General features: G+C 48.8%; 8 protein-coding genes and 1 pseudogene. 3 read left to right on the top strand and 6 right to left on the bottom strand.

What is annotated here, in order from left to right; all coding sequences use genetic code 11:
* Positions 1 to 46 precede the first annotated feature (46 nt).
* Positions 47 to 625, bottom strand: coding sequence for a nucleotidyltransferase family protein (locus tag H1230_RS30925; RefSeq protein WP_239713593.1), 579 nt, complete (start codon positions 623 to 625; stop codon positions 47 to 49).
* 333 nt (positions 626 to 958) lie between these two features.
* On the opposite strand from H1230_RS30925, the gene H1230_RS30920 reads away from it, so the two are divergent.
* The 3 genes and pseudogenes from H1230_RS30920 to H1230_RS30910 all read left to right on the top strand — a co-directional run bounded on the left by H1230_RS30920 (position 959) and on the right by H1230_RS30910 (position 4,745).
* Positions 959 to 2,620 (top strand): sensor histidine kinase, encoded by a 1,662-nt coding sequence (locus H1230_RS30920; protein ID WP_239713591.1) that lies wholly within the window; start codon positions 959 to 961, stop codon positions 2,618 to 2,620.
* On the top strand, positions 2,617 to 3,345 hold the full coding sequence (locus H1230_RS30915) for a LytR/AlgR family response regulator transcription factor (protein WP_239713590.1): 729 nt from the start codon (positions 2,617 to 2,619) through the stop codon (positions 3,343 to 3,345). Before H1230_RS30920 ends, H1230_RS30915 begins: the two co-directional genes overlap by 4 nt.
* A 150-nt stretch (positions 3,346 to 3,495) precedes the next feature.
* Positions 3,496 to 4,745: pseudogene (locus tag H1230_RS30910) on the top strand (L-lactate MFS transporter).
* 364 nt (positions 4,746 to 5,109) lie between these two features.
* Here the strand turns inward: H1230_RS30910 and H1230_RS30905 are convergent.
* The 5 genes from H1230_RS30905 to H1230_RS30885 form a co-directional block, all read right to left on the bottom strand.
* Complete coding sequence (locus H1230_RS30905) at positions 5,110 to 6,087, bottom strand: aldo/keto reductase (RefSeq protein ID WP_239713589.1); 978 nt, start codon at positions 6,085 to 6,087, stop codon at positions 5,110 to 5,112.
* Positions 6,088 to 6,259: 172 nt separating this feature from the next.
* On the bottom strand, positions 6,260 to 6,688 hold the full coding sequence (locus H1230_RS30900) for a MerR family transcriptional regulator (protein WP_239713588.1): 429 nt from the start codon (positions 6,686 to 6,688) through the stop codon (positions 6,260 to 6,262).
* A gap of 26 nt (positions 6,689 to 6,714) precedes the next feature.
* Positions 6,715 to 7,443: an SDR family oxidoreductase gene (locus tag H1230_RS30895; RefSeq protein ID WP_239713587.1), complete on the bottom strand. Its 729-nt coding sequence runs from the start codon at positions 7,441 to 7,443 to the stop codon at positions 6,715 to 6,717.
* 424 nt (positions 7,444 to 7,867) lie between these two features.
* On the bottom strand, positions 7,868 to 9,163 hold the full coding sequence (odhB, locus tag H1230_RS30890) for a 2-oxoglutarate dehydrogenase complex dihydrolipoyllysine-residue succinyltransferase (RefSeq protein WP_239713586.1): 1,296 nt from the start codon (positions 9,161 to 9,163) through the stop codon (positions 7,868 to 7,870).
* Positions 9,164 to 9,216: 53 nt separating this feature from the next.
* A complete protein-coding gene (locus H1230_RS30885) occupies positions 9,217 to 12,090 on the bottom strand; it encodes a 2-oxoglutarate dehydrogenase E1 component (protein ID WP_239713584.1) in 2,874 nt (957 codons plus the stop codon).
* Between the last annotated feature and the right edge of the window lie 344 nt (positions 12,091 to 12,434).

Genomic DNA, 12,434 nt, shown 5'->3' with positions numbered 1-12,434 from the left:
CCCTCAAAGGACAGGCTAGCCGCTTCTATTGCGTGTGCAGAGATCATTAATCCTGACTGTTAGAAGAGATATCCAGTCCCGTCCATATGGATTTCCAATTCTTACTTACAAGCCGCATTTCATAAATAGGTATTAATTCTGTATGTTCTATAAAGTGAGGCGTTGGCCGAAGGATCAGATTAATAACATCCTGGATGCCATGTGGTGCAGTTAATAGGATTCTGTCCTGTTCATCCAGAGATAGCCCCAGCGCTGTGGCGGTTTCGGGAAACTTGGAAATCGCATCTATGGCTGAGGTATAAGGCGACAGATTATTGACAACATGCATCCTTGCTTCATTTTTGACGGACCAGGGGATAGCAGGATTGATGCTTCTTAGTCGTGCTTCCAGTTTCTTTTCTTCAGCTTCCTGAAGGTTAGTACTATCGAAGTAGATGACATCCACATCCGGCAAAGCTGTTCTTTGCTCAAAGCCGTGTAATACATCCCAGATCTTGGCGCGTACGAAACCGGCACACACCCACCAATCCGGTAACTGCAAGCTCTTGGCAGCTGCTAATATCTCCATCATCCAAGGGTCTGCCTTAACCAGCTGAATGATGTCTTCCTCGGTATGTATCTGCACAATTAACCTCCTATACGATTAACAATCTATGGGTTCCAACCATGACTAGAAAACCAAATTCCAATCAGCGCATTTATGCGGCTCGGCATTCCTTATTTCACCTGACCAATGTTCTGTAACGAAAAAGTTTAAGAAGTAACAGTTCGTTACCTCTAATAAGGAAAACATGAACTACACTAACCAAATGGGCGGTTTCCATTCGTTCAAATCCTCTCAGTATGATGAGAATATATGTTCTTATTGTAACAGAAATCCAGAGATTGGGAAACATGGACAACAACAGAAACTATCCTTATAATGAACCGATAGATTGTCCCTTTGGAGGCCGTGACCATGCAATATACGTTTACGATTCTGCTGCAGCTGTTCGAAAGAGCTGCTTTGCTGTTGATGTGTCTATTTGTGCTGACGCGTCTGCCGCGATTTAAGGAAATTTTTCAAAAAGGGGCCTACACTCCGCAGGAGCTTGTAATAGGTTCGGTAATTTTCAGCGCCTTTGCCATCTTCGGGACGTATAGCGGAATCAATGTCGAAGGCTCGCTCGTTAATGTGCGGATCATCGCCATCATGGCTGGGGGGATACTGTTCGGTCCATGGGTAGGACTCATTACGGGTATCATTTCAGGGCTGCACCGTTTTCTGATTGATATCGGAGGGGTCACCTCTGTGCCTTGTCTGATCACGAGTATTACAGCCGGTGTGGTTTCGGGGATGATTTACCGCCGCGTCTCTAGTGAACGTCGCTGGATCGCGGGTATTCTGGCTGGGATGGGCTGTGAGGCGTTAACGATGGTGCTAATCTTGGTAATGGCTAATCCTACGTCGCTGGGCGTGGATATTGTGTCCAAGATCGCTTTTCCAATGATTATAAGCCAGCTTAGTGTCGGCATGATCGTTATGCTCGTGCAGAGCGTGGAGGGGGAGAAAGAGCGGATAGCCGCCAAACAATCCAAGCTGGCGCTCGATATTGCCAACAAGACACTGCCCTATTTTCGCACCATCAATCCACAGTCGCTGCGTACCATCTGCCAGATTATTAAAGAGGACATCGGTGCAGATGCGGTAGCGATTACGGATACACGCTTGATTCTTGCTTATGTGGGTGTTGGAGAAGAGTATTATGCCACGACCAACGAGATTATTAGCGACGAAACCAAGGAGACGTTGTCCAGTGGAGAGATTACGATCCGCAACGACGATACGGATTATCTTCATTCGCAGATCAAATCGCTGATCATTATCCCTCTTACGGAGAAGGGAGAAGTGACGGGAGCGCTGAAGATTTATTACACCAAAGCTCACAAAATCACGTATTCACTTCAGGCGATGGCGGTTGGCTTGTCGCAGATCATCTCTACATTGATGGAAGTATCACGGGTGGAGGGCATTAAGGAAATGGCTAATAAAGCGGAGCTGAAGGCGTTGCAGACGAGCATCAATCCACATTTTCTGTTCAATGCACTGAATGCGATTATCTCGTCCATCCGGATTGACCCCGATAAGGCGCGAGAGTTGATCGTGAATTTATCAGGGTATATGAGATACAATCTGGAGCTGACGGATGAATTCATTGATATCAAGCGGGAGCTGCAGCAGGTTCGGCAATATGTGGAGATTGAAAAAGCACGCTTCGGCGACCGACTTACCGTGTTGTATGAGATTGACGAGGTGCAGGTGCGTATTCCCAGCCTGATCATTCAGCCGCTGGTAGAGAATGCGATCATCCATGGAATCCTCAAGGAGAAGGGAACGGGTGTCGTTACGATTTCGGTAAAAGATCAAGGCGATACCGTGCGGGTCGGCATTAAGGATACCGGAGCTGGCATTAGTCAGGAGACCATAGAGAAGGTTTATAGCGGCAATATGCCGGAGAATAAGATAGGACTGTTTAATGTACACCAGCGGGTGAAGTTGATCTATGGAATAGGACTTACGATCCACAGGTTAGATAAAGGGACGGACATCTATTTCGATGTTAAAAAGGAGAGCCGATGAGAGCGATAATCGTAGAGGATGAAGTGTTGGCCCGCCAGGAGCTGGCCTTCCTGATAGAGGCGCATAGCGGCATCAAGATTGCCGCCCAGTTTGAGGACGGGCTGGATGCCCTCAAATATCTGCAGACAGAAGAGGTGGATGTGCTTTTTCTGGATATCAATATTCCCTCCATCGACGGCGTGCTGCTGGCTCAGAATATTAGCAAGTTCGCGGTGAAACCCTATATCGTGTTCATCACCGCTTACAAGGAGCATGCCGCCGAGGCTTTCGAGATTGAAGCCTTTGACTATATTCTTAAGCCCTATAGTGAGCTGCGGATCAAAGCGATGCTGCACAAGCTGGAGGGAGTCTATGCCGCCCGCAGCCACCCAATGGAAGAAGGACATAGCCCGCTCAGCGACAAGGTGAATCTGTGGAAGGACGAAAAGATCTTTGTTGTCGATGCCGATCATATTTATTACGCTTCCGCCCAGGAGAAGACCACAAGTGTCATCACCAAAAGTGAAGAGTATACTATGGCTCTGAGCATCAGTGATTTTCATAGCCGACTGCCGCAGGATCGTTTCTTCCGCTGTCACCGTTCCTATATCGTCAATCTGTCCAAGATTAAAGAGATTATTCCCTGGTTCAACAATACCTATCTGCTGCGGCTGCATGATTTGGACTTTGAAGTGCCGGTCAGCCGTAGCCGAGTCAAGGAATTCAGGCAGATTATGCGTCTCTAGGAGCAGTTCATGCTGCATTTCCGTCATCTCATTCCAGATTTCTCTCAAGACTGCTGCGTTTCGCTAGAATAAAGTTATAAAAGAAATGCTAGCAGCAGCAAACGGATGAGAAAGAGGGAATGGATCATGAGTACGGCAATGGCTAAGGCAATGACTAGGGATACTAAAATCCCGAAACGCTGGCTTATTGTGCTGGGTACAGTAATTATGCAAATGGGGCTAGGTACGATCTACACATGGAGTTTGTTTAATGCACATCTTGTAACCAAATTTGGATGGGAGCTTAGCTCTGTTTCTATAATTTTTTCCGTCACTAGCTTTGCGTTAGCCTTTGCCACCTTGTTCGCTGGTAAACTGCAGGATCGGTTTGGCCTCCGCAGACTGACCGCTGCTGCAGGGATTATGCTTGGACTTGGTTTAATTCTCAGTTCTCAGGCTAGCTCCCTTCCGATGTTCTACCTGTTGGCAGGCGTAGTTGTGGGGTTTGCAGACGGTACAGCTTACATTACTACGCTATCCAATCTCATTAAATGGTTTCCGAAGCATAAAGGGTTAATCTCCGGTGTATCCGTAGGTGCTTATGGAACAGGAAGCCTGATCTTTAAATATATAAATGGCAGTCTGATCGAGTCGGTGGGTGTGTCGAGTACATTCCTGTATTGGGGAATAATCGTTATGGTGATGATTGTCATCGGCTCACTGCTGGTCAGAGAAGCTCCGATACCAGCAGCACAAACTACTTCGACCGTTGCTGCCTCCAGTATACCGACTGTGCAAAAGGACTATACGGTCAAGGAAATGCTGCGTACGAAGGAAGCTTATCTACTGTTTGTTATTTTCTTCACCGCTTGTATGAGCGGCTTGTACTTGATCGGGATCGTCAAAGATATCGGCGTGAAGCTGGCCGGGTTGGATGTACAGACGGCAGCAAATGCAGTAGCCATGATCGCTATCTTCAATACGGCTGGACGTCTGATTCTTGGAGCATTATCGGATAAAATGAGCCGCTTGAAGCTGGTCGGCGCTTCGCTTGCCGTCACGGCTATTGCGATGCTGACGCTTAGCTTCGCAACCTTGAGCTATGGTCTCTTCTTCACTTGTGTAGCCGCGATTGCTTTCTGCTTCGGGGGAACATTACGGTGTTTCCGGCGATTGTCAGTGACTATTTCGGCCTAAAGAATCACAATAAGAACTATGGCATTGTGTATCAGGGTTTTGGGATTGGGGCCTTGTCTGGTTCGTTCATCGCTGCTTTCTTGGGCGGGTTCAAGCCTACCTTTATCGTCATTGGCTGCTTATGCCTGCTGGCCTGCCTGATTGCGGTTTCCCTAAAAGCACCAAGGCACAAGCAGAAGGAAGAAAAGGGAGTCAGCCTGAAGCCTTATGGGCAGACGGCTTAACCATATAGATGTTGGCTGATTGATGAAATAGAGAGAATAAAGAGAACACAGCAAAAAGGGACATCCCACAGGCCATGTTAATGGCTGAAGGATGCCCCTTTTAGTATTCGCAAAGCTTATATTTTCTTACCCATTCGAGGGGGAATAGCGCTTGACGAACTCCATAATTAGGTCGAATTGTAGTATCTAATTAACGGATTATGCCTAAATCCAGCGATTTAGCAGCATAAAATGCTGTTAATATAAATAACACTCCTAGATTCGGACAATTTCAGGTCGCTGTAGCAAAAACATGCGGGATTAAGGGTTTTACCTATTTCCTCGAAAGTCTAACTTCCCGGCTTGAATTTGTGTTAATTCACGGTTACCAGGCGTAAGCCTCAGGTGCCGGTTTGCCGGGTCCCGGGAAAATATTACTTAGCTCAACCATTGTTGCCTCGGTTAAGACGATCTCAACAGCTCGCAGTGAATTCACAAGCTGCTCCTGGGTTCTTGGACCGATGATCGGTGCAGTCATCGCCGGGTTCGCCAACAACCAGGCCAAGGCCACATTGGATTGGGTCTCACCTAGATCGGAACAAAGAGAAGCGAATCGCTCTAATTGTGGTCGTCTGGCCTCGATCGCTTGGGTTTCCTGAGCAGATCGGGAGCCTTTTTGCGGATTAAGTGCATTCTCACCTAGAAGGCCGCCAGCAAGCGGGCTCCAGGCTACAACCCCAATTCCATGATGTTTGGCCGCCGGCAATACTTCAAGCTCCGGTTCTCGACATAGTAAGCTGTATTTATGTTGTTCGGAGACGAGTCCCAGCAGATTGCGTGCTTTAGCTTCGGCTTGTGCCAGTGTAAGGTGCCAGCCAGCAAAGTTGCTGGAGCCGATATAATCGACAGTTCCTTTTTGCACAAAGGATTGAAAAACTTCCCATAGCTCGTCCCAGCTCACGCTTAGATCCACATGGTGCATTTGGTAGAGTTCGATATGGTCGGTCTTCAATCTTCGCAAAGAACCTTCGAGATGTCGTCGGATCTTATAAGCAGAGAGTCCACTCTCCGAATTGGGTCCATCGTTAGGGTCTTGCATATCGCCATATACTTTGGTGGCCAGAACGACACGTTCCCGTCTGTTGCCGCCTTTGGCGAACCATTTTCCAATAATTTCTTCGGTATGCCCGCGCTTCTCGCCACCATAGCCGTTCGCTGTATCAAAAAAATTAACACCCGCATCCAGTGCGGCATCCATGATCCGAAAGGCTTCTTTTTCATCTGTGCTTTGCCCAAAATTCATTGTTCCCAAGCAAAGCTGACTTACCTTCAAGCCTGTACGTCCCAAGTTAACATATTTCATTGTATGCCGCCTTTAATTCGAATTTTCCAATAATTTAGATAATAACCATTTTCTTGATGCACATCTTAATAAATTACCCTTGAATGATAGATCTTAATCAGCGAAAAACCCGAAAGAGAAGCACTTTGAGTTAAAGTGCTGTTCTTTCAGGCTACAGATAAACTTATTCATATTACTGCTCCAAGGTGCGATATGGATCACAATTTGGGTCGCTCAAATTTGGTGCTTCAGTAAGCTTGCGAAAGTTCTTTAGCTTATATTCAATAATCTTCTGGGTTTCCTGTAATTTGGCGATTTCACGCCCAATATGATCATGATGTGCTTCGAGTAGGGAGTACCTTTGCGGCAGAGCAGTTATCCCTTGCTCAGAAAGCTCAAGGTAACGTTTCATTTCTTCAATAGTCATGCCTGTTGCCTTCAACCGCAGGATGAAGAGAATGCCTTGGATCTGGTATTTGGTATAATGCCTGTGACCATTTGCCTTTCGTTCAGCATAGGGCAGGAGTCCAATCCGTTCATAATAACGAATGGTATCTTCCGATAAACCAGTTATTTCTGCGGCCTGTTTAATAGAGTTTACGATCTCCGGAATTTCCTGCATGATAGCGTCCTCCTTAGATGTAGCTGTTACCAAGGGACTTCGCCATTCTCATCAAAAAATCCTCCTGTCGGCCCATCTTCCTCTAATGTGGCAAGGCGAACGACAATCCCGGCTCCTTGCTGAACTGAACGAAGGCCTCTAAATCCATTCAAATCGGTGGCTGTATAGCCGGGGTCTGCAGCATTGATTTTGAGTGGCGAATCTTTGAATTCTTTGGCAAATATAATCGTGGCTGCGTTCAATGCTGTTTTGGAGCTGTTATAGGCGAGTAAGTTAAAACGGGAAAATTCGTGTTCAGGGTCACTATTATAGGTTAATGAGCCAAGACCGCTCGATAGATTGACGATTCTACCAGCTGGAGATTGCTGGAGCAGGGGCAGCATGGCTTGAATTACAGCAATCGTGCCGAAAAAGTTCGTCTCATACGTCTCCCGCAGATCAGAAAGCTTAAACTGGCTGGGGGTTATGCCAGCGCCAAGTGATATTCCGGCATTGTTCACTAGGATGTCCAGACTGGAGAACTGCTGTTCAATTTGTTTGGCAGCAGCTTCAATGGTAGCTTGCTCTGCCAAGTCGAGCTGAATAAAGTGGGCATTGATATCTTCTTTTTCCAATGCGGCTACAGCTTCCTGGCCCTTTTCCTCATTCCGCGATCCAATCAAGATTATATACCCCAAAGCACCAAGTTGCCGCGCAGTCTCGTAACCAATTCCTTTGTTTGCACCCGTAATCAGTACTGTTTTGGCTGGTTTCATTGTTGTTACCCCTCTTCATAGTTTCTAATATGGTGGCCACCTGTGTTGAATTTACTACTTGGAGTGTACTCGAAGTCAAGCAATAAGAAATAGGTAGCCACTCTATTAACAGAAATTACGTTATTCCCCTCGTTTGGTGTAGCTTTTGGTGCAACGGCATCGACAACGCCTGATATAAAAGAGTACTGGGCAGAAGGAGGAATGTCTGCATGGATCGATAAAGAATAGACTCAATAACCGTTGGAAATAACGTCTATGGTACAAGTAGTGAAGATGTCACTGTGAGCGCGGTGGCGTATTATGATACAGCGGTAATAGATAGGTACAAATAAAACAATAACAATAGTTTATACGCCAAAAGTAATAAGGAGACCGGTTAAGGTCTCCTGGGATAAAGTCAATATTTATATGTCTGCGGATTACGTCAGCCTTCCAGCAGCAGGGCTTCCGGATCTTCCAGCAGTTCCTTCACTTTGACGAGGAAGCTTACCGCTTCGGAGCCGTCAACGATCCGGTGATCGTAGGAAAGGGCAATGTACATCATCGGACGGTTAGCCATTCTCTCTTCATCGAGAGCAATCGGGCGCAGTTGAATCTTATGCATACCCAGAATGCCGACCTGCGGTGTATTAAGAATAGGTGTAGATAAAAGAGAACCGAACACACCGCCATTGGTAATGGTGAACGTGCCGCCTTGGATTTCAGGGAGACTGAGCGTATTGGCCCGGGCCTTGGTGGCGAGTTCGCCGATCCGCCGTTCGATTTGTGGGAAGCTCAGCCGGTCTGCGTCACGGACAACAGGGACAACCAGGCCTTCCTTGGCAGCTACCGCAATGCCGATGTCGTAGTACTTCTTGATGACGAGATCCTCGCCGTCAATCTCGGCATTGAGCATCGGATAAGCTTTGAGAGCGCCGATTACAGCCTTGGTGAAAAAGGACATGAAGCCCAGTCCGACTTCATGCTTTTCTTTAAAAGCATCCTTGCGGCGCTTGCGGATGTCGAGGATGGCGGTCATATCCACCTCGTTAAAGGTGGTCAGCATGGCCGCGGTCTGCTGCGCTTCCACCAGACGGCTGGCGATAGTCAGCCGTCTGCGTGACATGCGCTTGCGCTCAACGGCCTTGCCGTCCTCCGGCTGCGGCGCTTTGCCCGCAAGCGCGGCGGGCTTCGCAGCCTCCGGCTTGCCTTGCGGCGCCGGAGGGGTTGGCGCTGCGGCCACCGGCCCGGCTGCGCCATGTCCATTCACATCGGCCTGAGCAATCCGGCCGATAGGGTCACGGGCGCTAACCTCGCCGAGGTCGATGCCGCGCTCCCGTGCCAGCTTCCGTGCGCCCGGCGAGGCCACAGGAGCTTCCGCTCCCGTGGCTTCGGGCGCAGCGGCAACAGCGGAGCTAACGATCTCCGCTGCACCGCTACTAACGGGTGCCGCTTCAGGCTTGCCGCCCTCAGCGGCCTGCGGTGCACTGTTGCTGCCCGCGCCAGCGCCACTGCCGATAATGCCGATAGCTTCGCCGACGGCTACGTTCTCGCCAGCTTGCCGGAGGATGGAGGTGAGGATGCCATCCTCCTCCGCACTAATCTCCAGATTGACCTTGTCGGTTTCCAGCTCCGCGAGTACATCCCCTTGTCCGACGGTATCGCCTTCTTTAACCAACCATTTGTAGATTGTTCCTTCGGAAATGGACTCACCCAGATCGGGTACTTTAATTTCTGACACAGGCCGTTACCTCCCCAAATAGAATAGATTATGCTATCGTGACACCGTCCTACTTATGAGGACGGCACAGCCGCTTGTACTTGTGAATTTAATTTCAGGGCTTCTCTAACAATTCTCCGCTGTTCAAAAGCATGAACATCCGCGTAGCCACTAGCCGGGCTGGAGCGTTCCGGACGGCCAATATACTGAACAGTTGTCTTCTCTGGAGCAATGGCCCGCAGTCGGGGCTCGGTATAGCTCCAAGCACCCATATTTTTGGGTTCTTCCTGCACCCAGACGATTTCCTGGAGGGAGTGAAAGGAGCTGAAATGTGCATTAAGCTCCCGTTCCGGGAAGGGGTAGAGCTGCTCCAGCCGGAGGATGTGCAGCCAGGACCAATCCTGGCTACTGGAAGCTTCAAGTTCGGTCTGCAGATCAACGGCAACTTTGCCGCTGCAGATAACCACACGCTTCACTTCACCAGGTTTCTTCCCGAGAAGCGGTTCTGGCAGCACGTTCTGGAATTGCCCTGAAGCTAACTCAGTTCCAGACGAAGTGCTGCGCGGATTACGAATAAGGCTCTTCGGTGTCATAACGACCAGTGGGCGGGCATTTCCTTGGCCACATAATGCTGCTTGGCGCCGCAAGAGGTGGAAATATTGGGCGGCGCTGGTCAAGTTGGCGACGGTCCAGTTCTCCTCTGCGGATAACTGCAAGTAGCGTTCAAGTCTGCCGCTAGAGTGCTCTGGTCCCTGTCCCTCGTAGCCATGGGGCAACAGGATGACCAGATTGCTGCGCTGTGTCCATTTGGCACGACCGGCAGCAATGAACTGGTCAATAATGACCTGTGCAGCATTGGCGAAATCGCCGTATTGCGCTTCCCAGATGACGAAGGTTTCGGGTGCGAATACATTATATCCGTACTCATAGCCAAGCACCGAGGCTTCTGACAATGGGCTGTTGTACACACCAAAGGAGGCACGGGATTCACTTAGCTGATGCAGTGGGGAGTATAGTGCTCCCGATTCGCTGTCATGCAGCACCAGATGCCGGTGAGCGAAGGTGCCGCGCTGTGAATCTTGGCCGCTCAGACGAATGGGTGTGCCATCTCGCAGAATGGTCGCGAAGGCCAAAGTCTCAGCTAGAGCCCAGTCGACCTTTTCTCCATCGTTCAGTGAATCCTTGCGGCGCTGCAGAATCCGCTCCAGCTTTGGATAGACCTGGAAGCCGTCAGGAACGCTCAATAATTCTTGGTTAATCTGCTGCAGCGTGTTGAGTGCTACGGCTGTGGAACGCGTGCTTGAGCTTGAATTATCAACTGGAAAGGGAACAGAAGTCTTCGCTTCGGCGTTCTTCTGTTTGCCTTCCTTCATTTTATCATAAGCCTGCTGTAATACACCTTCTGCTTCGATGTTCATATTCTGTACATCTTCAGCAGTGACGATCTTCTCATTCTGCAGCCGATCAGCGTATACCTTGTAAACTGTAGGGTGATTACGCACCTTGCCATAAACGATAGGCTGAGTGGTTTCTGGATCATCCATTTCATTGTGGCCGTGACGGCGGTAGCCGATGAGATCAATAACAAAATCCTTCTTAAACATGCTGCGATATGCGCCTGCCAGCCGAACAGCAGCTACACAGGCTTCCGGATCATCGGCATTAACATGCACAATTGGAATTTCATACCCTTTTGCCAGGTCGCTGGCGTAATGCGTGGACCGAGAGTCCTCGCTTTCCGTGGTAAAGCCAATCCGGTTATTGACGATAATATGGATCGTACCACCGTTCTTATAACCCTGCAGCTTGCCAATATTCAACGTTTCGGCGACAATGCCTTCGCCTGGAAAAGCTGCATCTCCATGCATCAGCACGGCCATGGCTTTGTTCGTATCAAGTTGTGGCAGACCCGGTGTACTGCGGTCTTCCTGAGCCGCGCGGGTAAAGCCTTCAACGACAGGATTAACGAATTCCAAATGACTCGGGTTATTTGCCAGTGTTAGTCGGGTACGGACGGTTTCTCCCTCGCGGACAGCACGATCTGCACCAAGATGATACTTCACGTCTCCAGTCCAGCCATAGTTAATACCCATCGACCCTTCTGAAGGGAAAAGCTCCTTATTTGGAGAGTGGTGGAATTCGGAAAAAATAATATCATAAGGCTTGCCCAAAATATGGGCCAGCACGCTCAGACGCCCGCGATGGGCCATGCCCATCAGAATGTTCTCGGCACCGTCATGTGCCGCTGCACGTACAATTTCGTCCAGCATCGGAACAAGCGCATCATTGCCCTCCAGACTGAAGCGTTTCTGGCCAACGAAGGTTTTATGCAAGAAGGTCTCAAATTGCTCTACTTGAATAAGGCGTCTCAGCAGTTCCTTGCGTTCGGTGTTGTTCAGGGGGGCCGGCGAGCTTGCCGACTCCGCTTGATGGTTCAACCAACCCAGTTCCCGTTCATCGTGAACATGCCCGAACTCATAAGCAATAGTCTGCGTATAGACCTGGCGCATCCGGTGAACGGCGTCCCAGCCGGTAAGAACGTCTGCGGGCGCATTCTCCCAGATCAGCGTGGCAGGCAATGCCATGAGGTCCTCGCGGGTTAACTCATAGGTTTCAGGGTTAAGCCACTTCTCCATAGCATTATGATCTCGTTCGAGCGGGTCAATATCAGCGGCCATATGACCATATATACGAATATTGGCGATTAGCTTGGAAGCTCTGACTGCTTTTTTTAGCCATGCGGAATCGCCCGAAATAACCGCCTGTGGTGGCTGCTCGGTGGCAGGTGCCAGGGGAGGGGGTCCCGAGATAGTAAAAAGCTCGCGGTAATTAGTTTCTACTGATAATGGATCTTTCGCAAACTGTTCATATTTTTCTTGGATATAGCCCAAATTGGGTCCGTAATACTTACTCCAAATGGATTCGTTATAGGGCTCTTTAACTGCCATGAATACATCCTCCTAACGGATGAACTCCACACCCGGTCACTTTAGTGCCGGCGTTGATCGGAGCTGCGATGATTGCGGTTTCATTCCTCATCCTATTGTGCTACTTTCAGCTCGTGTAATCAATTCATACTTTCGTCCAATCCGTTCGCAAAACGGTATGGTTCGCTCGTATTCAATAATTCTACAGCAAAACTAGTCTTTTTCAATTTTATATTTAGGATTTTTATTTTAGGACAGGGTTCCGTCAAAATAGGATATATAATTTTCCCATTTCGCAGTAAAAATAATCCAGAGAACGACACATTTTTTTTGAGGATTATTATATAATGTTATTGCATAATGTT

Source organism: Paenibacillus sp. 19GGS1-52 (genome assembly GCF_022369515.1).
Classification (GTDB): Bacteria; Bacillota; Bacilli; order Paenibacillales; family Paenibacillaceae; genus Paenibacillus_AQ.
Note: the sequence above shows the minus strand (reverse complement) of the source record. Positions and strands in the feature narration are given on the sequence as shown.